The sequence below is a fragment of the Collinsella sp. AF28-5AC genome (genome assembly GCF_003457875.1).
In the GTDB taxonomy this organism is placed as follows: domain Bacteria; phylum Actinomycetota; class Coriobacteriia; order Coriobacteriales; family Coriobacteriaceae; genus Collinsella.
In genome coordinates this window covers 56,108-79,817 of record NZ_QRTA01000005.1, presented here as the reverse complement: position 1 = coordinate 79,817, position 23,710 = coordinate 56,108, and the positions used below count along the sequence as shown (strand labels likewise).

Below are 23,710 nucleotides of genomic sequence, written 5' to 3'. Positions count from 1 at the left end.
CGCTTACTCCTCCTCGGGGTACACGACTCCCCAGTCGGTGCGAAGCTTGGTCATAAGCTCCATAACATCAGAAGCATAATCCAGTAGCTCGCGCTTGGAGTCGTCGCCGGCAACGGCCTTCTCAAGATCGGCCATCTCATAGCACAGGGCGTAAGCCTCGGTGCCGGCGTGGACCTCCTCGCGGTGGCCGTCCGCAGTCCACACGATGGTCGCGTGATCGGCACGCGGATACTCGTTGACCTCGATATAGCACTTGTCAAAGCTGATGACCGAGCGCTTGGGCTGCTTGGAGTGAAGCGTAAGGCTCACAACACCCAGCTGCTGCTCGGCATTACGGCAGACGATGCCGCCCGCAACGTCAACGCCGGTCTCACAGGTGTTGCCCAGCGAAACGACCTCAGCGGGCTGGCTTGCCATAAAGAGGCGCATAACGGACAGGGCATAGACGCCAATGTCGAGCATGGCACCGCCAGCAAGGTTGCGATTGTAGAAACGGTTGGTCAGGTCGCCGTACTCCTTGTAGCTGCCAAAGTTGAGTTGGGCGAGGTTCATGCGGCCAAACTCGCCGACATCCATGCGGCGGCGCAGCTCCTGATACAAGGGCATATGGAGCACCGTAGTGGCGTCCATGAGGATCACGTTATGCTCGTCGGCAATGGCACGCGCCTCGTCGAGCTCGGCGGAGTTGAGGGTGATGGCCTTCTCGCAAAGCACGTGCTTGCCAGCTGCCAGGGCCGCACGCAGATAGGTGATGTGCGTGTTATGCGGCGTGGTGATATAGATCGCGTCGATGTTCGGATCGGCATAGAGGTCCTCGACCGATTCGTAGACCTTCTCGATGCCATACTGATCGGCAAAAGCCTGAGCCTTGGACAGCGTGCGGTTGGCGACGCCCGCAAGCTTGCGGCCGGAAAGAGCGAGAGACTGGGCCATCTGGTTGGCGATAACACCGCACCCGATCACAGCCCAACGAAGCTCGGGAGCCGTAAAGATATCATCGGGGAATGGCTTGTCCTGGACCGAAGCGAACGCTGCCTTTGCGGCTGCCGCAGCATCAAGCGGAGCCTGTTTACAATCTGCCATATCTGCCTCCTGCGTCGTGAAAAGTCTTTTATTTCTGACAGCTCTATATTCGCACAAATGCGCGTGTATGTGCGTGCTTCTGCGTGTATTACCGCTAAATGGTCAAAATTCAGCAGCAGATGGCGCATATACAAGCACAATCACGCAATCCTACGCACGTAACTACACACAAATACGCATCACCTGATCCCTTGGGGACGGAGGAAAACGGATCAATTGAGGCGTCGCGCCAGCCAACAGTTGCCCTTTTAACCGTTGCCTCACCGAGTCCGCAGCAACGCACAAGCTGACCAACTGTCACGCCAGCCTTCGTGCGCGCAATCACTCATTTAAGCCTGTCCCCAATGAGTACCCAATGAATAGGGATCAAAAAAGGCCCGGGTGCCGTGGCATCCGGGCCTTTGCTAGCAACTTAACTGTTGCGGGCAGCTTAGAACTTGTGGCCGCACTTCTTGCAGACGCGCAGCTTGTTCTTGCCGTCCTTCTCGTGACCGACGCGGGTAACCTTACCGCACTCGGGGCAAACGAGATTGACGTTGGAGGCGTCGATGGGAGCCTCCTGCGAAACGATGCCGCCCTGCTGGTTGGCAGCGTTGGGCTTGACGGCCTTCTTGACGACCGAAACGCCCTCGACAACGACCTTGTTCTCGGCGGGGAGAGCACGCAGGACAACGCCCTGCTTGCCGCGATCCTTACCAGAGAGAACCTGGACCTTATCGCCCTTCTTGATATACATATATCTCCCCTAACTACAGGGTCTCGGGAGCGAGCGAGACGATCTTCATGTACTTCTTGTCACGAAGCTCGCGAGCGACGGGCCCGAAGATACGGGTGCCGACGGGCGAACCATCGTTGTTGATGACAACGCAGGCGTTCTCATCAAAGCGAATGTAGGAGCCATCCTTGCGGCGGATCTCCTTAACGGTACGAACGACGACGCAACGGACAACGTCCTTCTTCTTGACGTTGGCGCCAGGGGTAGCCTCCTGGACAGCACCGATGAACACATCGCCGATGCCTGCATAACGACGCTTGGAACCGCCAAGCACCTTGATGCAGCGAATCTTGCGAGCGCCGGAGTTGTCGGCGACGTTCAGCATGGTTTGCATCTGAATCATGGTAGATGTTCCTCCGAACTAAGAACCGAAGAGAGGTGCGCAGCCTTTATACGGCCCGTGGTATGCAAGCCAGGCATACGCACATCTTCGGAAACGTACAAGTCGTAAGAGCGACTGCTTATTTAGCGCGCTCGACGACCTCGATGAGGCGCCAACGCTTCATCTTGGACATAGGACGGGTCTCCATAACGCGGACGGTGTCGCCCACGCCAGCCGTGCACTCCTCGTCGTGAGCGTGCAGCTTCTTGGAGCTGGTCATCATCTTGCCGTACTTGGGGTGACGCTTGCGCTCGGTGATGGTGACAACAATGGTCTTGGCACCGGAGACGGAGGTAACGACACCCGTACGGACCTTACGCGAGTTACGCGAATCAGTCATGTTCTCTCCTTAGGTCCTACTCGGCGACAGCGGACTTCTCCGCTGCGATCTCACGGGCGCGCTGCTCCGTGAGGACGCGAGCGATGTCCTTCTTCACGGTGTTGACGCGAGCGGTGTTGTCCAGCTGGCTGGTGGCCATCTGGAAACGAAGGTTAAAGAGCTCGGCGCGCATTTCCTTCAGCTTCTCAACGAGCTGAGCGTCCGAGAGCTCACGAATCTCTGCGGGCTTCATTAGTTCTCCTCCTTGGCGGCGGCGGCGTCCTCAGCAGCCCACTTGGCCTCGAGAGCGGCCTCCTCAGCCATCTCCTTCTCGATGCGCTGCTCAGCGTTCTTGGCAGCAACAATCTTGGTCTTGATGGGAAGCTTGTGCTGTGCAAGACGCAGAGCCTCGCGAGCGACCTCCTCGGGCACGCCCTTGACCTCGAACATGATGCGGCCGGGCTTGACGACGGCCACCCACTCCTCGGGGTTACCCTTACCAGAACCCATGCGAGTCTCGGCAGGCTTCTTGGTGATGGGCTTATCGGGGAAGATCGTGATGTAGACACGACCGCCACGCTTCATGTAGCGGGTCATGGCAATACGAGCGGCCTCGATCTGACGGTTGGTGATCCAATGGGCCTCGAGAGCCTGGATACCAAACTCGCCGAAATGCAGCTCGGTATTACCCTTGGCCTGGCCCTTCATGGAGCCACGCTGCACCTTGCGGTGAAGAATACGCTTAGGGGCAAGCACTACTGACCCCTCCTCTCGGAGTTACGACGACGAGGACGGGAAGAGCCCTCGAGTGCAGGGTTGGGAACAGGCTGGCCCGGGAGCTTCTCGCCCAGGTAGATCCAGACCTTCACGCCACAGGCACCCATGGTGGTGCTGGCGACAGCCGTGCCGTAGTCGATCTTGGCACGGAGGGTGTGCAGAGGCACGCGACCCTCGCGGTACCACTCACGACGGCCCATCTCGGCACCGCCGAGACGACCGGAGCACTGGATACGGATGCCCTTGGCGCCGGCCTTGCGGGCGGACTGGACAGCCTTGCGCATAGCGCGACGGAAGGCAACGCGGCCCTCGAGCTGCTCAGCGATGGACTGAGCAACGAGGTTGGCGTCGAGCTCGGGACGCTTGATCTCGACAACGTCGACGGAGAGCTGGCCCTTGGAGACGCCAGCGACCTTCTCGAGCTCGGTGCGGAGGGTATCGATCTCGGCACCCTTCTTACCGATGACAACGCCGGGGCGAGCGGTGAGGATGATGACCTTCACCTTGTCGCCAGCGCGCTCGATCTCGACGCGGGAGACAGCTGCGCGGGAAAGACGCTTCTCGAGGTACTTGCGGATCTCGAGATCGTTACCGAGGGTCTTAGCGTAATCCTTCTCTGCGAACCAGCGGGAGCGCCAGTTCTCGGTGATGCCAAGACGGAAGCCGGTGGGGTAGACTTTCTGACCCATACAGCTTTACGCCTCCTTTCGAGGAGCAACGACGACGGTGATGTGGGAAGTACGCTTCAGAATGCGAGAAGCGGAACCCTTGGCGCGGGGACGGATGCGCTTAAGCGTCGGACCCTCGTCAACATAGGCAGCGGCGACAACCAGGTTGTCGGCACGCAGACCGTTGTTGTTCTCGGCGTTCGCAACGGCGGAACGGAGAACCTTCTCGACATCCACGGCGACGGCGCGGTCGCAGAAGTGGAGGATGTCGAAGGCCTGAGCGACAGGCTTGCGGCGGATCAGATCGACCACCAGGCGGGCCTTGCTGGGGGAAACACGCACGTACTTAGCGACGGCGCGAACCTCGGTGGCCTCAGTTTCAATAGACTTAGTTGCCATTTACGGTTAACCCCCTATTTGGCCTTGTGGCCACGGAACGTACGAGTCGGCGCGAACTCGCCGAGCTTGTGACCAACCATGGACTCGGTAACATACACGGGCACATGCTTGCGGCCGTCGTGGACGGCGATGGTGTGACCAACCATCTCGGGGAAGATGGTGGACGCGCGGGACCAGGTCTTCACGACGTCCTTCTTGCCAGCCTCGTTCATCGCGGTGATACGCGAGAGAAGGCGAGTCTCCACGAACGGGCCCTTTTTGAGACTTCTGCTCATAAGTGCTTTCTCCTAAAACTCGGTATCCGAAATTACTTCTTACGGCGACGAATGATGTGCTGGTTCGAGACCTTCTTCTTCTTGCGCGTACGAAGGCCCTTCGTCGGCTTACCCCAGGGGGTAACAGAGGGACGACCAGAGGTGTGGTTCTTGCCCTCGCCACCGCCGTGCGGGTGGTCGACAGGGTTCATGACGGTACCGCGGACGGTCGGGCGCACGTTCATGTGACGCTTACGGCCGGCCTTGCCGATGACGATGTTGGCGTGATCGGCATTGCCGACCTCACCGACGGTGGCGCGGCAGGTAACGAGGATGCGGCGCATCTCGGAGGAAGGCATACGGACGATAGCGTACTTGCCCTCCTTACCCATCAGCTGGCAGGAGTTACCGGCGGAACGGGCGATAGCGGCGCCCTTGCCCGGCTGGAACTCGACGGCGTGGATGAGCGTACCGACGGGGATGTCGGCGAGGGGCAGAGCGTTGCCCGGCTTGATGTCGGCGTCAGAACCGGACATGATGGTCTGACCGACCTCGAGGCCCTTGGGGGCCAGGATGTAGCGCTTCTCACCGTCAGCGTAGTGCAGCAGAGCGATGCGAGCGGAACGGTTCGGATCGTACTCGATCGTGGCAACCTTGGCGGGCACGCCGTCCTTGTTGCGCTTGAAGTCGATCACGCGGTAACGACGCTTCACGCCGCCGCCCTGGTGGCGGGTGGTGATGCGGCCGTTGTTGTTACGACCGGCCTTCTTGGGCAGGGGCTCGAGAAGAGACTTCTCGGGCTTGGTGCAGGTGATTTCGGAGAAGTCGGAGATCGTCTGCCAACGCCTACCAGCGGAGGTCGGCTTAAGGTGCTTTACAGCCATTACAATCCCTTTCAATAGGAATCCGTTAGCCATCGCAGACAGGGATTCGAGGTTCTGCCTCGGGTGCGATGACACCGGACGTATACACGGCTCCGGGCGTGTCCATTTTATACGCCCAAAACCTTGAGCTCTCGCCTCCCCTATTTGGGAGGCATGAGCTCACTCAACAGCAGCGAGTCTTAGGCCTGGTTGCCAAAGACCTCGATGGTGTCGCCCTCGGCCAGCGTGACGATGGCCTTCTTCCAAGAACGGGTCTTGCCGGCGACATAGCGCACGCGCTTGGTCTTGGGCTTGACCGTCAGGGTGTTCACGCGAACGACCTTGACGCCGAAGATCTCCTCGACAGCGTCCTTGATCTGATACTTGTTAGCATCCTTGGCGACCTCGAACGTGTACTTGTTCTGCTCCATGCCGGAGAAGGAACGCTCGGACACGATCGGACGGATGATGATCTCGTGGGCGGTCATTTATGCAAGCACCTCCCCGAAGTGAGCGGCGATGTCGGCGGGCATCAGCACAGCGTTGTTGTTGACGAGATCGTAGGTGTTGGCCTCGTCGGCAGTGATGATGAACGTCTTGGGAATGTTGCGGAACGACAGGTAGGCGTTGACGTCCTCATCGCGAACGATGATGGTCAGACGCTTGCCCTCAAGGCCGAGAGCCTTGAGCATGGCTACGGCAGCCTTGGTGGAAGGCTTCTCGAAGCCGTAGTCGTCGACGAGCACGAGCTCGCCATCGGCCAGCTTGGCGGACAGCGCGGAGCGCATAGCCAGCTTGACCTCCTTGTTGTTCATACGCTTAGCGTAGGAACGGGGCTTGGGGGCGAAGACAACGCCACCGTGACGCCACTGGGCAGCACGGATGGAACCCTGGCGGGCACGGCCGGTGCCCTTCTGACGCCAAGGCTTCTTGCCGCCACCGGAAACCTCAGAGCGGCCCTTAGCGGACTGGGTGCCCTGACGCCAAGAGGCCATCTGGCACTTGACGATGTGGTGCATAACGTGGATGTTCGGCTCGATGCCGTACACCTCAGCGGCGAGCTCGGCCTCGGCGACCTTCTTGCCCTCGCTGTTCTTTACTTCAAACTTTGCCATTTAAGTGTTCTCCTTGGTATGACGCTGGGCTAAATGGGCTGGGCCCTTAGGCCATACGGATGGCGACGAGACCATTCTTGGCACCCGGGACAGCGCCCTTGACCAAGATGAGGTTCTGCTCGGCATCGATGCGGACAACGGAAAGGTTCTTAACGGTAACGCGCTCGTTACCCATGTGACCGGCCATCTTGACGCCCTTGAGGACGCGCGCAGGATAGGCGCACTGACCGATAGAACCGGGGTGACGCTGGAAGTGAGAACCATGCGTCATAGGACCGCGGCGCTGACCCCAGCGCTTGATGCGACCCTGGAAGCCCTTACCCTTGGAGGTACCGATGACGTCGACCTTCTCGACATCAGCGAAATCAGCGACGGTGACGACCTCGCCGACCTTGTGCTCCTCGCCGTTCTCGACGCGGACCTCACGAAGGAAACGGACAGGCTCGACGCCAGCCTTAGCGAAGTGACCAGCCATGGGCTTGTTCACGTTCTTGGCCTTGATGTCGCCGAAACCGATCTGGACGGCGTCATAGCCGTCGGTTGCCTGAGTTTTAACCTGCGAGACAGCGCAGGGGCCAGCCTGGATGACCGTGACGGGAACGACGTTGTCGTCCTCGTCCCAAACCTGGGTCATGCCAATCTTGCGGCCGAGAATCATGCTGATCAAGATATGATCCCAACTCTCGCGTGGTCTTGGGACAATGCGTACACCACCGAGCGTACGCCCCTAGAGGACCACTACTTACACGACGTGCTCCCCAACCTTGTATTATGTCCGGACTACCTGACAACCCTATTAAGCAGGCATTTTGTCCAGCCAGAATACTCCCCTGGTTTCACACAGCTGTTTAGTATACACGGCTGCGGGCGTATCCATCGAGATTCATATTTCACTCACATTGTTTACGCAGGTAAAGTGCGTGGCACGTTCCCGGTGTGCGGCGGAGGGGGCGGGCCTGAGGCATATTAAGGTTGCTGCTCTACAGTCCTGCTCACGACGGAGAGCACATTAAGTGCTCTCCTGTTCGTGCGGAACTCGCGACAACCTTAATATGCCTCAGGCCCGCCCCCTCCGCCGCACACTGGGAACGCCACGTTGATGTCTGCTAAACCTTGCTCGTTCAGGCTAATGACTTTGTTTGGGGTCCACTATTTGCTGAAGGGTGAACTTGCATTGCATTGGCTCGCCCTCTGCTTGTGGCTTTGCCTCATCGAAATCGAAGATCATGATGGCGCAGTTGGGAAGTTTTGCTGGGAGCTCGAAGCCCTCTGGGGCTGCGGCCTTGATGAATTGGCGGCTGGCGCTGCCGTGGCTTACTGCTAAGAGGGTTTCGATGCCCTCGGAGCCCATGATATTGGTGAGGGTGGCTACCATGCGTTCTTGTAACGCTTTGCTTCCCTCTCCTCCGAAGGGGACCAGATCCTCGCCCGGATCCCAAACGTCGGTGGGTAGCGCGTCGTGGGGGCCTTCTTCGAAGGTGCCGTAGCAGCGCTCGATGATGCCTTCGCAGGGCTCGACAGCGGCGTCCGGGCCGAGAAGTTCGCGTGCGACGAGACTTGCCGTGTCCATGGCTCGGCCTAAGGGTGATGAGACCACTTTGTCGGGGACGACGCCGTGGGCCTTGAGCCATGCGGCTGCCGCCCGTGCCTGCTGACGGCCCAAATTGGTGAGCGGTGAATCGCAGCGGCCCTGGACCAGCTTTTTGACGTTGAATTCCGTCTGGCCGTGACGGAGTAGATAGAGACGCTTCATGCTCTCCCCTTCTGCTTCAGTTACCTTGCCGGCACAGCCCTACTCGTGGGTATGCCCTACGTAGTCTTCGTCGATCGTAATCTTGGCAATCGACTTGGGATATTCCGATTCGACTCGTTGTGCCAGCGCGTGCTTTACGTCTTCGGCACTCATCTGCAGATCCGAGGGACGCACGCAGTCAAAGATCACGTTGGTGTGCGTGGGACCCGGCACGCAACGAAGGTCGTGAATCGAAAGGCGGCTATCGATCTCCTGAGCCATTGCGTTGATACGCAGGCGCATGCTCGCCACCTTTGGATCGTCGGTCACGATGGGATCGTAATGGAGCGTGACGATCATGCCGTCCTCGTTCCTAAACGACTGCTCGATGTTATCGAGCGTGTCGTGGCTTTCCAGCGGGCTGGCCTCGGCCGCCATCTCGGCGTGCGCGCTTGCAAACTTCCTGCCCGGACCGTAATCGTGAACCATTAGGTCATGAACGCCCAAAACACCGGGGTAGCTCATGATCTTGTCTCGGATGTGCTTGACCAACTTGGGATCGGGTGCCTGACCCAAAAGCGGGCTCACCGTATCTTGGATAAGCTCAAAGCCGCTCCAGCCAATATAGGCGCCAACGGCAAGGCCGACCCATGCGTCAAGATTGATGTGCGTCACCTGGGAAACAATCGCGCACACTAACACGGCGCCTGTGGCAAGGACATCGTTCTTGGAATCCTGAGCGGTCGCATGTAGCGTCTCGGACTCAATGCGGTCACCGAGCTTTTGGTTGAGGGCCGCCATCCACAGCTTAACAACCATCGAAAGTGCCAGGACTACCACCAGGGCAAGCGAGAACTCGACAGGCTCGGGGTGGATGATGCGCTCAAACGAGGACTTGATAAGCTCAAGGCCGATCAGCAGCACGAGCGCCGCCACGACCAGACCCGAGAGATACTCGTAGCGGCCATGTCCGTAAGGATGCTCGGGGTCGGCCGGCTTGCTCGCCAGCTTAAAGCCCAGCACGCTCACGATATTCGAGCTGGCATCGGACAGGTTATTCATGGCATCCGCCACGATCGAAACCGATCCCGACAGCACGCCAATTGCGCCCTTCGCAGCGCATAGTGCCACATTGGCGAGAATACACACCACGCCCGTCAACGTGCCCACGCGCGCACGGTCGCCCTGCGCACGACGAACAATCCACTCGACCATCTACATCCGCCCCCACGGTACTACCTATATATCTATTGCTCAAACGGATTGTAGTGTAGCCACTTTGTCCCCCAGATACAAAAAGGCCGCAACCCACACGAGCCGCGGCCTTGGAACATGACAAAGGAATCGTCCTTTTGTTGCACAGGTTTATGCGCTTGCTTCAGCAGCGCTTGCCACTGTTTCGGGCGAACCGGCTCCATCCCCCGTCGCCCGCCCCTTCGCCGGCACCACGCCAAAGCAGTAGCTCAGCGCCGCAGACACCGCAAATGCCGTGCCGCCGGCAACGCAGCACCACAGCAGGTTCGAAATGCCGCCCGTGGCAAAGCCAATGACCATAAGAACATTCGTCATGCCGATGGTATAGGCCGTAACGTGGCCCACGGCCGCAACAAGGCCTCCTAAGGCGCCGCCAATGGCCATGCACGTCAGGCACCTTCCATATTTAAAGCCGCAACCGTACAGCGCCGGCTCGCTTACGCCGCCAAGCACGCCTGAGATTGAATAGCCCAGCATGAGCGCCTTCTCATCCTTACCCGCAACGCGGAGCGACGCGCCAAAGGGCATGCCCCAAACAGCGAACGTCGCCATTGTCGCGGCAATGAGAATGCACGAATCCGTTCCCACACTCATAAACTGCGCGTACGCAAGCGATAGGACAACGTTACTGACACCCACGATCTTAAGGAACTCCCAGCCCGCGGCAAGCCCCATGAGCGTGAGCAGCGACACGATACCACCGGAATTGCCAAGCATAAACATAAGCTGCCCCAACAGCATGCCCAGATAGCTGCCCGCCGGCGCCGTGATACACAGCGAAACCGGAACCATGACGAGCATGGTTGCAAACGGAACGAACGAAAACGCCACGGCCTTAGGGATAACGCGCCGAAAGAAACACTCCACTCGCCATAGCACGGGCACCGAGATGAGAACCGGAATAACAGTCGTCGTGTAATCGTTGACCGGCGCGGGAAGCAGACCATACACGGAAGTCATCGATGCCCCCGTCGTCGATGCGGCATCGACGAGCTTAAGCAGATCGGGCGCAATCAATACGCCGCCCAGCATCATGCCCAGCTGCTCCGAGCAACCGAGCTGGCGGGCGGCCGCCCAACCGAGATAAATGGGCAAAAAGTAGTAGCCGGCGTTATAGAGCCAACTGTAGAACAGGCGATAGATTTCGGAATCGGCAGACCACAGGCCCAGCATGCCCTCGCCCATAATGACGGCGACGGTGCGGAACAACGCCGCGCAGACAATGAATGGCAACGCCGACATCATGCTTTTAGACAGATAGTCCACCACGGCCATGGCGTTTGATGAAACCGTCGTTGTAAACGAGGTGTTAGAAACTTGTGACATGGAGCGCCTTTCCCAATGTGACATGTGGGCTGTCCCTTTGTCACATCGTGCGGTACTGACCGATTGCGCGGTACTTTTCGTAGCGGAGGTTTGTGAGGGTCGCGTCGTCGAGCCGTCCAAGCGTATCGAAGGCATCAAATGCCGAGGACATGACGGCACGGGCGATTTCCTCATGCGACAGGCCCCTATCGTCAACAATGCCGTCGATGATGCCGAGCGCCAACAGATCGGGGGCCGTGAGCTTAAGCGCCTCGGCGGCCTCATTCGCGCGCTCGGTATCCTTCCACAGGATCGACGCACAGGCCTCGGGGCTCACGACCGAATAGGCCGAGCTCGAAAGCATAAAAATGCGATCAGCCACGGACAGCGCCAGCGCGCCACCAGAGCCGCCCTCGCCTGTCACCACCGAGACAATCGGTGTCTTAAGGCCGCTCATCTCCATGAGATTCCGGGCAATCGCCTCGCCCTGGCCGCGCTCCTCGGCACCGATGCCGCAAAACGCACCCGAAGTATCGACCAGGCACAGAACCGGTCGACCAAACTTTTCGGCCTGGCGCATAAGGCGACGCGCTTTGCGATAGCCCTCGGGATGCGCCATGCCAAAGTTGCGGCGCATACGCTCTTTGGTCGTGGTGCCGCGCTCGATGGCGATGACCGTTACGGGGTGTCCGTCTTTCCAGCCAATGCCAGCCACCACAGCGGCGTCGTCGCCAAAGTAACGGTCGCCGTGCAACTCCACAAATCCGTCGAGGCCCAGCGAGATCATCTCACCCGCCGTGGCTCGATCTGCCGAGCGGGTCTGCTTGACAATCTCGAGCGCGGTTTTTGGTGCCGTCGAGCGCTTGAACAAGTGTCCCAGCTTTTTGCCGCGGCGACCCGTATGCACGATTTCATGCGGTGCCCCCAGGCCGGGTGCGTGCCCTTCGTGCAGCGCCAGCAGCTCGCCTACCGTGAGCGCAATCTCGCCACGCGGAACAACGGCATCGCAAAAGCCATGCTCCAGCAAAAACTCGGAGCGCTGGAATCCTTTGGGCAGGCGCTTGTGCATGTTCTGCTCGATCACGCGTGGACCGGCAAACGCCGTCAGGGCATCGGGCTCGGCCAGGATAATGTCGCCCTCCATGGCAAAACTCGCGGTTACGCCTCCGGTCGTGGGATCGGTGAGCACCGTGATATACAGGCCGCCCGCCTCACTGTGGCGCCTAACCGCCGCAGAAATCTTGGCCATCTGCATAAGCGATGTCACGCCCTCTTGCATGCGCGCGCCGCCCGAAACGGTAAAGCCGACAACTGACAATCCCAGCTCGGTCGCACGCTCAAATGCGTGGCAGATCTTCTCGCCCACCACGGAGCCCATCGAACCCATCATAAAGTTGGCATCCATAAAGAAGAGCGCGGTATCGCAGCCGCAGATTTTACCCTTGCCGCACACAACGGCATCGCGCTCGCCCGAACGCTCGCTCACGCTCTTGAGCTTGTCGGCATAGCCGGGAAACGAGAGGAAATCCTCCGACGCCAGATTGGCATCCCATTCCTCAAACGTGCCCTCGTCGACCGTCATGCGCATGCGCGCGCGACCGCTCACGCGAAAGTGTTTGCCGCAACGAGGGCAGACCTCAAGGTTGTCGTGCAGGCGTGCCTCATCGATCACGCGGCGGCACTCCGGACACTTGATAAATACGTGGCGCGCGGGAAACTCGGCGCACGACTCGGTCATCGGCCCCTCGAGGACGTTGACCGTCTTCGCTTTTCTATTCATCAGCATAGAGATGCCCCATCAGATCGGTGTGGTACATGCCCGACAAGAACTCATCGTTTGCCAGCACGTCGAGCTGAAGCTCGCTGTTTTCGCTCACGCCCTCAATCACGAGCTCGCCCAGGGCCGAGCGCATCTTGCGAATGGCGCCGTCGCGCGTGGGCGCACACACGATGAGCTTGCCGAGCATGGAATCGTAGTACGGCGGGACTTTCGCACCGGTAAACATGGCGGAATCCCAGCGCACGCGCGGACCACCCGGCACACGCAACGCGGTGACCGTTCCGCATGACGGCAGAAAGTCCGGCGTTTCGGCATTGATGCGGCACTCCATGGCGTGGTTGCGGACCGGTACGTCCTCCTGCTCAAAGGGCAGGGGCTGGCCGGCCGCCACGCGCAGCTGCCACTTGACCAAGTCGGTATCGGTCACAAACTCCGTAACCGGATGCTCCACCTGCAAGCGCGTGTTCATTTCCATAAAGTAGAAATTGCCGTCGTCCGAATACAGGAACTCGATGGTACCGGCTCCTTCGTAGCCGACGGCACGAGCCAGGTCACGCGCTGCCTTGTGCATGCGAGCACGAATGTCGTCGTGTCCGTCGAGGCACGGCGCGGGGCTCTCCTCGATTAGCTTTTGGTTGCGGCGCTGCACCGAGCACTCACGCTCGCCGAGCGAAAACACATGGCCCTGCTTATCGGCCATAATCTGCACCTCAACGTGGTGCGCCGGCGCGACGAACTTCTCCATGTAGCACTCGCCGTCGCCAAAAACGGCTTCCCCCTCGGCACGCGCCTCGATGAACGCCTTTGCCGCATCTTCCACGCGCTCGACCTTGCGAATGCCGCGACCGCCACCACCTGCACGCGCCTTAATAAGCACGGGGCAGCCAATGCGCTCGGCCTCGGCCGTTGCCTCCTCGGGGCTTTTGAGCAAATCACAGCCCGGCACGATGGGCACGTCCGCCGCGGCAGCCGTTCGACGCGCGGCGTCCTTGTCGCCCATGCTGTCGATCACCTCGGCCGAAGGACCGACAAACGCCAGGCCATACTTGTCGCAGTCGCGCACGAAGCTCGCCTTCTCGGAAAAGAAGCCATAACCGGGATGAATTGCCTTAGCTCCCGACTTTACGGCACAGGTGAGCACGGCATCGTCGTTGAGGTAGCTCTCGGCAAGACGCGGGCCGCCGATGCAATACGCCTCGTCGGCAAGCTGCACGTGCAGCGCGTCCGCATCGGCCGTGGAGTAGACGGCGACGGTCTTGATGCCCATATCGCGGCACGCGCGGATAACACGGACCGCGACCTCGCCGCGGTTGGCGATGAGCACTTTGTCGAACATGAAGCCTTCCTTAACTTTCGTGCATGAGTGCAAAAGACATATCGGCGCGACAGCAAACCTCACCGTTGACGCTCGCAGTACCCGTCGCAAAGCGGAACGGCCCGCGCGCACGCGTGATGGAGCACACCAGACCTACCGTGTCGCCCGGGCGCACCGGACGCTTAAAGCGCACCTTGTCCAGACTCGTGTAGAACGGTGTCGCACCGCGAGCTTCCTCATCGCCCATCAGCAGCACGCAGCAGTTCTGGGCGAGCATCTCGCACTGAATCACGCCGGGGACGACCGGGTTTCCCGGAAAATGCCCCTGCAAAAAGTACTCGTCGCCCGTAATCGTGATCTTGCCGTGGGCCTCGTTGCCCACCAGCTCGGCTTCGTCGAGCAAAAGCATCGGCTCGCGATGCGGCAACAGTTTCTTGAGCTCTTCTTTGTTCATGGATATCACCTATCCGATCCTCATGAGGCAGCTGCCAAACTCCACGAGGTCGCCGTCGGCCACGCAGATCTCGAGTACCTCGCCATCCGCCTCTGCCGTCACCTCGTTGAGAACCTTCATGGCCTCGATGATGCAGAGGGTCTCGCCGGCCTTGACCTTGGAGCCCACGTGCACAAACGGCTCGTCGCCCGGCGCCGGGGCAGCATAGAAAACGCCGACCATGGGAGCGGTCACCTCGGTGCCCTTGGGCTCCGGTGCGGCGGCAGGCGCCTGCGCGGCGGGCTCCGGTGCGGCGGCAGGCATGGCGACAGGAGCCACCGCCGGAGCAGTCACGGCACCCGGCATAGGCATGGGCACGGCAACCGGCCGCGCGGCGCTCGCGCGCTCGAGTTCGACCGCGGTGCCATCGGGCTCCTCAACGCGCACGCGCGTGAGGCCGCGGTCCTCCATAACATCAGCTATCTCAGCAAGTCTTTTGGAATCCATGCTCTAGCTCCTTGCATATCTACGCAGCGCGATGGCGGCATTGTGTCCGCCAAAGCCCAGATTGGTCGAAAGCGCCCAGGTAAGGTCGGCGCGAACCGCGCGATTGGGCGTGTAGTCAAGATCGCAGGCGGGATCGGGCGTGTGGTAGTTAATGGTCGGCGGCACCACACCCTGCTCGAGCGCCATGGCACAGGCCATGACCTCGATGGCGCCCGTGGCACCGATCATGTGGCCGGTCATCGACTTGGTCGACGAGACATGTGCGGCGCGCGCCGCGTCCTCGCCGAGCGCTCGTTTGATGCCCGCAGTCTCGGACGAATCGTTGAGCTTGGTCGAGGTGCCGTGGGCGTTGATGTAGAGGCCCTCGGAAGGCTTAACGTCGCCCTCGGCCACCGCCAACGATATCGCACGGGCGATACCTGCCGCGTCCGGGTCGGGACTCGTGATGTGGTAGGCGTCATCGGTGTTGCCGTAGCCCACGACCTCGGCGTAAATGTGCGCACCGCGAGCCTGTGCGTGCTCCATACCCTCGAGCACGAGCACGCAGGCGCCCTCGCCCATCACAAAGCCGTCGCGGTCTGCATCGAACGGGCGACAAGCCGTCGCGGGATCGGGGTTGGTGGTCAATGCGCGGCAGGACGTAAAGCCCGCAACGGCATCGGGGATAATGGCGGCCTCGGCGCCGCCGGCCAGGATTGCATCGGCATAGCCGTGCTTGATGGCGCGGAACGCCTCACCCACCGCATGGGCCGAGGTTGCGCACGCGGTCACCACGGGCAGGGTCGGGCCCTTTGCCTTATGGCGAATCGCGATGTTGCCCGAAGCCATGTTGGGGATCATCATCGCGATCATGTAGGGCGATGCGCGACGAGGCCCGCGATCGGCAATCGTGTGGACGTTGTCGACAAGCGTCTGCATGCCGCCCACGCCCGAGCCCACGTAGACGCCCAAGCGCTCGCGATCGATGGCGCCTTCGACATCAAAGCCCGCATCGTGCATGGCCTCGTCCGACGCCGCCATCGCAAACTGAACACAGGGGTCGAGATGCTTGGCGTCATGCTTGCCAAAGTACTCATTGCCGTCAAAACCCTTGACCTCGGCCGCCACCTTGACGGCAAATGCATCGGTATCAAAGTGCGTGATCGGACCGATGCCGCACGTGCCGGCGCACATGGCCGCCCAGGTGGCAAGCGCGGTGTTGCCGAGCGGCGATACGGCACCGATGCCGGTGATTGCAACTCTCTGTTCCATCATGGTCTCCTCATCCAAGCTGTTGTGTGGCTCTGGTTTCTACATCGCCATTCCGCCGTCGACGCGTATGACTTCGCCCGTAATGTAAGCAGCCGCATCGCTCACTAAAAAGCGCACCACACCGGCCACCTCCTCGGGCTGCGCCATACGCTTAAGGGGAATCTGCTCCTCGGTTGCCGCACGCACCTTCTCCGAGAGCTTTGCCGTCATATCCGTCTCGACAAACCCGGGGGCGACCGCGTTCACTCGTACGCCGCGGGGCGCAAGCTCGCGCGCCACCGCCTTGGTCAGGCCGATCACGCCCGCCTTGGAGGCAGCGTAGTTGGCTTGCCCGGCATTGCCAATCAGGCCCACGACCGAGCTCATGTTGACGACGCAGCCGCCGCGCTGGCGCATAAAGGTCTTGGTGAGCGCGCGCGTCGCATTGAACGTGCCCTTGAGATTGACATCGAGCACGCGGTCGAAGGCATCGTCGCCCATGCGCACGAGCAGGCCATCGCGGGTGATACCGGCGTTGTTGACGAGCGCCCAAATCGAACCAAAGTCGTTGAGCACGGCCTCAATGCACGCATTGACGGCATCGGGGTCGGCCACATCGCATTGATACGCGCGAGCTGTGGCACCAGCGGCCTCGCAGGCTTCGCACGTCTCGCGCGCCGCATCGACGCTACCGGCATAGACGACGGCGATATCAAAGCCGTCCTCCGCCAGGCCAACCGCACAAGCGCGGCCGATACCACGCGAGCCGCCCGTGACCAGTGCCACGCGACGTAAGTCGTTGCGCTCGAGCGTGCCGTTGTTCAAATTGCCCATGTCATTCCTTTCGGGTTACAGCCCTGTGGACTATGCGAGCTCGTCGGCAATAGCTGCGACCTGCTCGGCTGTTTCGCACGAATACACGCAAACGTCGCTCAGCGTACGCTTGACCAGGCCGGACAGCGTTTTGCCAGGGCCAACCTCAATAAACGTGTCGATGCCCTGATCCTGCAGAGTATGCAGCGTGTCGACCCAGCGCACGGCATGACTCACCTGGTTGGCCAAGACATCCGATGCCGCTCGCGGATCCGCCGGATAGGGCGCCGCCGTCATGTTTGCCATGACCGGAATCAGCAGCGGAGACGGCGCGTGGCCGGCTTGGATATACGTCGCCAGCCCCTCAGTCGCCTCGGTCATATAGGGACTATGGAATGCACCCGACACCGCGACTTTCATAGCGCGGCCGCCAGCCCCTTTTACTAGGACGTCGAGCTCCTGCAGCGCCTCGGGCGCTCCGGCAACAACCGTCTGCTGCGGGCTGTTGTAGTTGACCGGCCAGCAGTCCTCGCCGGCCTGTTTTGCCAGATTCTCGACTTGCTCCGCATCGAGCTTGATGACGGCGCGCATACCGCCCGGATGGCGCTCGGCAGCCGCGGCCATCAGCGCCGCGCGCTCGCACACGAGCTCAAAGCCCGCTCGCGTATCGAATGCCCCCGCAAAGGTGAGCGCGGCGACCTCGCCCAGCGAGAATCCCGCACAGGCGGCAGGCACCACGCCGCGCTCACGCAGAGCGGTAGCCGCTGCCAGGTCGTGAACGAACACGCACGGCTGCGTGTTCTCGGTCTGCGAGAGCTCCTCCTTGGAGGCGCTCCGGCACTGCTCGCTGGTCCCCGGGCGCACCTCGTCGACAATGGCGAACACCTCGGCGGCCGCCGGCGATGCCTCGATCAGGTCGACGCCCATCGCGGGGTGTTGGGCACCCTGGCCAGCAAACAGAAACGCTACGCTACCCATGCGGACGCACCCTTCAGGACGCGCTCGGCGCCATCGATCAGGTCGTCAACGATTTCACGTGCGCTCTGGCGCTCGTTGACCATGCCGGCAATCTGTCCACACAAAAACGAACCCTCTTCGTAATTGCCGTCCTTGGCGGCCTTGCGAAGGGCGCCCGTGCCCATGGCCCCGAGTTCCTCGACACTTACGCCCGCCGCCTCGCTCTTGGCGTAGGCGTTGGTAAAGGGGCTCTTGAGGGCGCGCACCGGGTGTCCCGTCGAGCGGCCGGTCGCACGCGTCGAGGTGTCGTTGGCCTTCAAGACCATCTCCTTGTACTGCTCCGATACGGTGCACTCGTCTGCGATCAGAAAGCGCGTACCCACCTGCACGCCGGCGGCGCCCAGCATAAAGGCGGCCGCCACGCCGCGGCCGTCGGCAATACCGCCAGCGGCCACAACGGGAATGTCGACCGCATCGACGACCTGCGGCACCAGTGCCATCGTCGAGGTCTCGCCAATATGGCCGCCCGATTCGGTACCCTCGGCAACAACCGCCGTGGCTCCACGACGTGCCACGAGGCGCGCCAGCGCCACCGAGGCAACGACCGGGACGACCTTGATGCCCGCCTCGTTCCACGCCTTCATGTACTTGGCGGGATTGCCGGCGCCCGTCACGACGACCGGCACTCGCTCGTCAATCACGACCTGCGCGACCTCGTCGGCAAACGGGCTCATGAGCATGACGTTGACGCCAAAGGGCTTATCCGTCTTGGCGCGCAGCTCATGAATCTGGTCGCGAAGCCAGTTGGCGTCGGCGTTCATGGCCGCGATGATGCCTAAGCCACCCGCCTCGGACACTGCGGACGCCAGCGAGGCATCGGCAATCCAGGCCATACCGCCCTGGAACACGGGCTTTTCGATGCCGAGCAGATCGCAGAGAGGAGTCTTGAGCATCTCTACTTCTCCAATGCCGCCTCGACCGTATCGGCGAACTCGCCGACCGTCTTGGGGTTCTCCTCGGTATCGAGCTGGATGCCAAACTCGTCCTCGACGGCGACGAGGATCTCGACGGTGCCCAGGCTGTCGAGACCAATCTCCTCGAGCGTGGACTCGGGCTTCATCTCGACATCGTCAAGACCGGCGGTCTCGCGGATAACGTCGCAAACGCGCTCGAAGGTCTTCTGATCTGCCATGGTAGTTCTCCTTTGGTTGTGCCCTAGGGCGTTTTTATTTCCTATGTGCGACTACTTCCAACGAAGCAGATAGCCACCTATATCCAGACCGGCGCCAAATCCAACCAAGGCGATGGTGTCGCCTGTGTGAAGTGCACCGGCGTTTGCCAGCCGGTCGAGGGCAAGCGGAATGCATGCGCTCGAAATGTTGCCGATCTCGCGCAGCGTTCGAACCACGCGCTCGTCTGGCACGCCGAGGCGCTTGACCGCCTGACTCAGGATTCGTTCGTTAGCCTGATGGAATACAAAATGGTCGATGTCTTCGACCGAAATGCCCGCATCGCCCGCAAGCTTATGGACCGTGTCGCAGATGGCGTTGACGCCGAACTTGAACACGCGGCGGCCATTCATGGACAGCACGCTCTCGCTATCTGCAGAGGCCTTAAACGGCGAGGTGCCGACCAGACCGGGTACGCGCAACGTCTCGACGTCGGGCGCCGTCGAAAGCTCAACGGCAAGGGGGTTGTCTCCCCCAGCTCCAATCACTGCGGCGCCTGCCCCATCGCCAAAGAGCACGCAGGTGGCGCGGTCGGTCCAGTCGAGCGTGCGCGTCATCTGCTCGGCAGCAACGACAAGCACGCGCTCGGCACGGCCGCGGGCGATATAGCCCTCGGCGACATCGAGCGCAAACACGAAGCCGGCACAAGCCGCCGAGACATCGAAGGCAGGGCACGTCGCGCCCAGACGCTCGGCTACGGCACACGCCTCGGCGGGAACAAGGTGGTCACCCGTTGTCGTCGAGCAGACGATTAGATCCAGCTGGCTCGCGTCGATTCCGGACACCTGGAGTGCCCGCTCGCTCGCCGCTACGGCAAGGTCGTCGAGTGACTCGGTGGTGCAGACGTGGCGGCTCTTGATACCGGTGCGGGTAAAAATCCACTCATCCGAGGTATCGAGGAACTCAGATAGCTCGTCATTGGAAACACTGCGCTCAGGAAGCGCCGAGCCTGTTCCAAGAATCGTGAAACCCATCACTAACCTCCTTTGAGTTGTTGACGTGTTTACATCGACCAAGAGAGGATAGCGCATTTTAGTCGTTGTTGACGTGTTAACATTAAATTGTCCAAATGCGACAAAGGCTTCACATTGTGTCTATCTCTCGACACCATTGCGCGATTGCCTTATTAACTTAGGAGGTAGCAGCTGTTATGGATTCTCGTTTAACGATAGTCGACGTAACCGGATCGACCAACGATGACCTGCTCGAAGCAGGAAAACAGGGAGAGCCGCACGGCACGGGACTTGCCGCCCGGACTCAGACGGCAGGACGCGGCCGGCGCGGCCACAAGTGGGATTCAACCGCCGGCAACCTATTGCTTTCGATTGTCCTGCGTCCATGCGTTAATCCTGCAAAGTACTCTGGTCTTGCCGCCATCAGCGGCTTAGCGGTGCTCGAGGCGCTCGAAAAGCAGGGTCTTGCAAACGAGATTGGCCTCAAATGGCCCAACGACCTGGTCGCGCGAGGACGCAAGCTCGGCGGCATTCTGGTCGAGGCCGCACGCGATAACGAAGGCAAACCTTTCGCCGTCTGCGGCATTGGCGTCAACGTAAACTACACGCCCCAAGAGGTGCCCGATGGCGGCCTGGCGGCAATTGGCCTCTCGGATCTCAACGAGAACGTTCCCGCCGTCGACATGCTCCTCGATGAGGTCTATCACGCAGTTATAGACGCTGTAGATGCCTGGGCAGAGCGCCTCACCGCCAAGGAAGAAGACGCCGGTCCGCTCGCGCCCGTCCACGATGAATATATCGCTCACCTCAATTGGATCGGGGAGCACGTTATCGCCCGCTCCCCCGCTGGGGACGAGCTGGCGCGTGGCATCTTTCAAACGGTCGATGGCTTTGGTCGCGCGTGCATCGAAACGGAAGACGGCTTTCGATCCTTCCATTTTGAGGAGGCATCGCTGCGTCCCTTGAGCGAATAGGGCGCCGCAACCACCTACTCGGCAGCATTACCCCACAGTCCAAACCATCATTCAAAACAAAAGGGCCCCGCTGCCGTAGCGGCAGCGGGGCCCTTTGAGCTATGAGCGATATCGCTTAGAGCTTGATGTCGATGTCGACGCCAGCGGGGAGGTCGAGACGCATGAGCGAATCAACGGTGCCCGAGGTGGGGTCGAGGATGTCGATGAGGCGCTTGTGGGTGCGCATCTCGAACTGCTCACGGGAGTCCTTGTTCACGTGCGGCGAGCGGATAACCGTGTACAGGTTGCGCTCGGTGGGCAGGGGGACAGGACCGGAAACGCGAGCGCCGGTCTTCTGAGCGGTCTCAACGATGAGCTTCGCGGACTGATCGACGACCTCGTGATCATAGCCCTTGAGGCGAATGCGGATCTTCTGGGTAGCCAACTTAAACCTCCAAAGAGTGCGAGAGATGTTCTCGCGGATTACGTAACAGGGAGCTCGAACTTAGGCGTTCTTGCTCATGACCTCGTCCACGATGGACTTGGGCGCCGGCTCATAAGAGTCGAACTGCATCGTGTAGGATGCACGGCCCTGGGTCTGGGAGCGAAGGTCGGTAGCGTAACCGAACATCTCGCCCAGCGGCACCTTGGCACGGATGAGCTTGCTGTTCTTGCGATCCTCCATGCCCTCGATCTTGCCGCGGCGACCGGAGAGGTTGCCCATAACGTCGCCCATGTACTGCTCGGGGGTCTCGACCTCGACAGCCATGATCGGCTCGAGCAGCTGCGGATCGGACTTCTTGAGGGCGTCCTTGATAGCCATGGAACCGGCGATCTTGAAGGCGGCCTCGGAGGAGTCGACCTCGTGGTAAGAACCGTCGAACAGGGTGACCTTAACGTCGAGGACCGGGAAGCCGGCGATAACACCGGTGTTCAGGGCCTCCTGGATGCCCTTGTCGATGGACGGGATGTACTCCTTGGGCACGACGCCGCCGACGATAGCGTTGACGAACTCGTAGCCGAAGCCCTCCTCCATCTTCTCGAGCTTAATGACGGCGTGGCCGTACTGACCGCGACCACCGGACTGACGGACGAACTTGCCCTCAGCCTTCTCGACGTCGTGACCAGCGGTCTCGCGGTAGGCAACCTGGGGCTTACCGACGTTAGCGTCAACCTTGAACTCGCGGAGCAGACGGTCGACGATAATCTCGAGGTGCAGCTCGCCCATGCCGGCAATGATGGTCTGGCCGGTCTCGTGGTTGGTGGACACCTGGAAGGTCGGGTCCTCCTCGGCGAGCTTGGTCAGAGCCAGGGACATCTTGTCCTGCTCGGCCTTGGTCTTGGGCTCAATGGCAACGTCGATAACGGGCTTGGCGAACTCGATCTTCTCGAGAACGATCTCCTTGCCCTCGGCGCACAGGGTGTCACCGGTGGTGGAGTTCTTGAAGCCGACGCAAGCGACGATGTCGCCGGCAGCGGCGTCGTCACGGTCGATACGCTCGGCGGCGTTCATCTCGAGGATGCGGCCGAGGCGCTCACGCTGACCGTTGGAAGCGTTGACCACGTAGGAGCCGGACTCGGCGCGACCGGAGTAAACGCGGACGTAGGTGAGCTTACCGACGAACGGGTCGGTCATGATCTTGAAGACCAGGCCGGAGAAGGGCTCGTCGAAGGAAGGATGACGCTGGATCTCCTCGCCGGTGTCCGGATCGGTACCGGTGACGGCCTCGACGTCGAGCGGGCTGGGCAGGTAGTCGACGACAGCGTCGAGCAGCTCCTGAACGCCCTTGTTCTTGTAGGCGGAGCCCACGAAGACGAGGTTGAGCTCGTTGGCCAGAACACCCTTACGCAGAGCAGCCTTGAGCTCCTCGACGGTGAAGTCCTCCTCCATGAGGATCTTCTCCATGAGCTCGTCGTCAAAGCTGGCAGCAGCGTCGAGGAGCTCCTCGCGCTTGGTGGCAGCGATGTCGGCAAACTCAGCTGGGATCTCGTCCATCGGCTCGGGGTAGGTCATACCCTTCTCGTCGGCCTTGAAGTCCCATGCGGTCATGGTGACCAGGTCGATGACGCCCCAGAAGTTGTCCTCGGCACCCATCGGGACCTGAGCGGCCACGGCGTTAGCGTCGAGACGATCCTTCATGGTCTCGATAGCGTTGAAGAAGTCAGCGCCCACGCGGTCATACTTGTTGATGAAGGCGATGCGGGGGACGTTGAAGGTAGAAGCCTGACGCCAAACGGTCTCAGACTGGGGCTGAACGCCGGCAACGGCGTCGAAGACGGCGACAGCGCCATCGAGGACGCGCAGGCAGCGCTCGACCTCGGCGGTGAAGTCAACGTGGCCCGGGGTGTCGATGATCTGGATGCGGTAGTCCTTACCGTCCTTGTTCCAGAAGCACGTGGTAGCAGCGGAGGTAATGGTTACGCCGCGCTCCTGCTCCTGAACCATCCAGTCCATGGTGGCAGCGCCCTCATGGACCTCACCGATCTTGTGGGTCTTACCGGTGTAGTAAAGAATACGCTCGGTCGTGGTGGTCTTACCGGCATCGATGTGGGCCATGATGCCGATGTTACGGGTATCGGAAAGCTTGTACTTAGGCTTAGCCATGTTAGTTCC

General features: G+C 60.8%; 28 protein-coding genes and 1 pseudogene. 1 reads left to right on the top strand and 28 read right to left on the bottom strand.

What is annotated here, in order from left to right; translation table 11 throughout:
* Positions 1-3 precede the first annotated feature (3 nt).
* From DWZ01_RS05235 to DWZ01_RS05110, 26 genes and pseudogenes are all read right to left on the bottom strand, one after another.
* Positions 4-1,083, bottom strand: coding sequence for a Gfo/Idh/MocA family protein (locus DWZ01_RS05235; RefSeq protein ID WP_117769377.1), 1,080 nt, complete (start codon positions 1,081-1,083; stop codon positions 4-6).
* A gap of 430 nt (positions 1,084-1,513) precedes the next feature.
* The gene (gene rplX, locus DWZ01_RS05230) at positions 1,514-1,819 is read right to left on the bottom strand and encodes a 50S ribosomal protein L24 (RefSeq protein WP_006235043.1); all 306 of its coding nucleotides are present in this window, start codon (positions 1,817-1,819) and stop codon (positions 1,514-1,516) included.
* Between the two features lie 13 nt (positions 1,820-1,832).
* Positions 1,833-2,201, bottom strand: coding sequence for a 50S ribosomal protein L14 (gene rplN, locus DWZ01_RS05225; protein WP_006235041.1), 369 nt, complete (start codon positions 2,199-2,201; stop codon positions 1,833-1,835).
* A 118-nt stretch (positions 2,202-2,319) separates the two neighbouring features.
* Positions 2,320-2,580 carry a 30S ribosomal protein S17 gene (gene rpsQ / locus DWZ01_RS05220; RefSeq protein WP_006235040.1) on the bottom strand — a complete coding sequence of 87 codons (261 nt, stop codon included), beginning with the start codon at positions 2,578-2,580 and terminating at the stop codon, positions 2,320-2,322.
* Positions 2,581-2,596: 16 nt separating this feature from the next.
* The gene (gene rpmC, locus DWZ01_RS05215) at positions 2,597-2,812 is read right to left on the bottom strand and encodes a 50S ribosomal protein L29 (protein WP_006235039.1); all 216 of its coding nucleotides are present in this window, start codon (positions 2,810-2,812) and stop codon (positions 2,597-2,599) included.
* A gap of 107 nt (positions 2,813-2,919) precedes the next feature.
* Positions 2,920-3,315: pseudogene (rplP, locus tag DWZ01_RS05210) on the bottom strand (50S ribosomal protein L16); the annotation flags it as partial.
* A complete protein-coding gene (gene rpsC, locus DWZ01_RS05205) occupies positions 3,315-4,025 on the bottom strand; it encodes a 30S ribosomal protein S3 (RefSeq protein ID WP_006235037.1) in 711 nt (236 codons plus the stop codon). The gene rpsC and the pseudogene rplP, both read right to left, overlap by 1 nt.
* A gap of 6 nt (positions 4,026-4,031) precedes the next feature.
* Positions 4,032-4,403 (bottom strand): 50S ribosomal protein L22, encoded by a 372-nt coding sequence (rplV, locus tag DWZ01_RS05200; protein ID WP_006235036.1) that lies wholly within the window; start codon positions 4,401-4,403, stop codon positions 4,032-4,034.
* A gap of 14 nt (positions 4,404-4,417) precedes the next feature.
* Positions 4,418-4,678, bottom strand: a complete 261-nt coding sequence (rpsS, locus tag DWZ01_RS05195; RefSeq protein ID WP_006235035.1) for a 30S ribosomal protein S19 — start codon at positions 4,676-4,678, stop codon at positions 4,418-4,420.
* Between the two features lie 32 nt (positions 4,679-4,710).
* On the bottom strand, positions 4,711-5,541 hold the full coding sequence (gene rplB, locus DWZ01_RS05190; protein ID WP_055250219.1) for a 50S ribosomal protein L2: 831 nt from the start codon (positions 5,539-5,541) through the stop codon (positions 4,711-4,713).
* Between the two features lie 179 nt (positions 5,542-5,720).
* Complete coding sequence (gene rplW, locus DWZ01_RS05185; protein WP_006235033.1) at positions 5,721-6,008, bottom strand: 50S ribosomal protein L23; 288 nt, start codon at positions 6,006-6,008, stop codon at positions 5,721-5,723.
* Complete coding sequence (gene rplD, locus DWZ01_RS05180) at positions 6,009-6,635, bottom strand: 50S ribosomal protein L4 (protein ID WP_006235032.1); 627 nt, start codon at positions 6,633-6,635, stop codon at positions 6,009-6,011. It lies immediately after the preceding gene.
* A 46-nt stretch (positions 6,636-6,681) separates the two neighbouring features.
* Positions 6,682-7,302, bottom strand: coding sequence for a 50S ribosomal protein L3 (gene rplC / locus DWZ01_RS05175; RefSeq protein ID WP_035137484.1), 621 nt, complete (start codon positions 7,300-7,302; stop codon positions 6,682-6,684).
* Positions 7,303-7,761: 459 nt separating this feature from the next.
* Positions 7,762-8,388, bottom strand: coding sequence for a histidine phosphatase family protein (locus tag DWZ01_RS05170; RefSeq protein WP_117848306.1), 627 nt, complete (start codon positions 8,386-8,388; stop codon positions 7,762-7,764).
* Positions 8,389-8,427: 39 nt separating this feature from the next.
* The gene (locus tag DWZ01_RS05165) at positions 8,428-9,582 is read right to left on the bottom strand and encodes a cation diffusion facilitator family transporter (RefSeq protein WP_117848305.1); all 1,155 of its coding nucleotides are present in this window, start codon (positions 9,580-9,582) and stop codon (positions 8,428-8,430) included.
* Between the two features lie 150 nt (positions 9,583-9,732).
* Positions 9,733-10,947 carry a PTS transporter subunit EIIC gene (locus tag DWZ01_RS05160; protein ID WP_117876610.1) on the bottom strand — a complete coding sequence of 405 codons (1,215 nt, stop codon included), beginning with the start codon at positions 10,945-10,947 and terminating at the stop codon, positions 9,733-9,735.
* 40 nt (positions 10,948-10,987) lie between these two features.
* On the bottom strand, positions 10,988-12,706 hold the full coding sequence (gene accD, locus DWZ01_RS05155; RefSeq protein ID WP_233506174.1) for an acetyl-CoA carboxylase, carboxyltransferase subunit beta: 1,719 nt from the start codon (positions 12,704-12,706) through the stop codon (positions 10,988-10,990).
* Positions 12,699-14,042, bottom strand: coding sequence for an acetyl/propionyl/methylcrotonyl-CoA carboxylase subunit alpha (locus DWZ01_RS05150; protein ID WP_117769367.1), 1,344 nt, complete (start codon positions 14,040-14,042; stop codon positions 12,699-12,701). The genes accD and DWZ01_RS05150 overlap by 8 nt, the downstream gene beginning before the upstream one ends.
* A 10-nt stretch (positions 14,043-14,052) precedes the next feature.
* Complete coding sequence (fabZ, locus tag DWZ01_RS05145; RefSeq protein ID WP_117848299.1) at positions 14,053-14,475, bottom strand: 3-hydroxyacyl-ACP dehydratase FabZ; 423 nt, start codon at positions 14,473-14,475, stop codon at positions 14,053-14,055.
* A gap of 9 nt (positions 14,476-14,484) precedes the next feature.
* Entirely contained in the window at positions 14,485-14,961 is a 477-nt protein-coding gene (accB, locus tag DWZ01_RS05140; RefSeq protein WP_117769363.1) for an acetyl-CoA carboxylase biotin carboxyl carrier protein, read from the bottom strand.
* A 3-nt stretch (positions 14,962-14,964) separates the two neighbouring features.
* Positions 14,965-16,215: a beta-ketoacyl-ACP synthase II gene (gene fabF, locus DWZ01_RS05135; protein ID WP_233506173.1), complete on the bottom strand. Its 1,251-nt coding sequence runs from the start codon at positions 16,213-16,215 to the stop codon at positions 14,965-14,967.
* Between the two features lie 36 nt (positions 16,216-16,251).
* Positions 16,252-17,025: a 3-oxoacyl-[acyl-carrier-protein] reductase gene (gene fabG, locus DWZ01_RS05130; protein WP_117769359.1), complete on the bottom strand. Its 774-nt coding sequence runs from the start codon at positions 17,023-17,025 to the stop codon at positions 16,252-16,254.
* A 30-nt stretch (positions 17,026-17,055) separates the two neighbouring features.
* The gene (locus tag DWZ01_RS05125; RefSeq protein ID WP_117769357.1) at positions 17,056-17,982 is read right to left on the bottom strand and encodes an ACP S-malonyltransferase; all 927 of its coding nucleotides are present in this window, start codon (positions 17,980-17,982) and stop codon (positions 17,056-17,058) included.
* Positions 17,970-18,914 carry an enoyl-[acyl-carrier-protein] reductase FabK gene (gene fabK / locus DWZ01_RS05120; protein WP_117769355.1) on the bottom strand — a complete coding sequence of 315 codons (945 nt, stop codon included), beginning with the start codon at positions 18,912-18,914 and terminating at the stop codon, positions 17,970-17,972. Before fabK ends, DWZ01_RS05125 begins: the two co-directional genes overlap by 13 nt.
* A gap of 2 nt (positions 18,915-18,916) precedes the next feature.
* Complete coding sequence (locus DWZ01_RS05115) at positions 18,917-19,153, bottom strand: acyl carrier protein (protein ID WP_006235019.1); 237 nt, start codon at positions 19,151-19,153, stop codon at positions 18,917-18,919.
* Between the two features lie 51 nt (positions 19,154-19,204).
* Complete coding sequence (locus DWZ01_RS05110; protein WP_117769353.1) at positions 19,205-20,164, bottom strand: 3-oxoacyl-ACP synthase III family protein; 960 nt, start codon at positions 20,162-20,164, stop codon at positions 19,205-19,207.
* 176 nt (positions 20,165-20,340) lie between these two features.
* Here DWZ01_RS05110 and DWZ01_RS05105 point away from each other — a divergent pair, with 176 nt between their 5' ends.
* A complete protein-coding gene (locus DWZ01_RS05105; RefSeq protein ID WP_117769351.1) occupies positions 20,341-21,117 on the top strand; it encodes a biotin--[acetyl-CoA-carboxylase] ligase in 777 nt (258 codons plus the stop codon).
* Between the two features lie 115 nt (positions 21,118-21,232).
* On the opposite strand, the gene rpsJ is transcribed toward DWZ01_RS05105, so the two are convergent.
* Positions 21,233-21,541 (bottom strand): 30S ribosomal protein S10, encoded by a 309-nt coding sequence (rpsJ, locus tag DWZ01_RS05100; RefSeq protein ID WP_022094184.1) that lies wholly within the window; start codon positions 21,539-21,541, stop codon positions 21,233-21,235.
* A gap of 60 nt (positions 21,542-21,601) precedes the next feature.
* A complete protein-coding gene (fusA, locus tag DWZ01_RS05095) occupies positions 21,602-23,701 on the bottom strand; it encodes an elongation factor G (RefSeq protein WP_022094183.1) in 2,100 nt (699 codons plus the stop codon).
* Between the last annotated feature and the right edge of the window lie 9 nt (positions 23,702-23,710).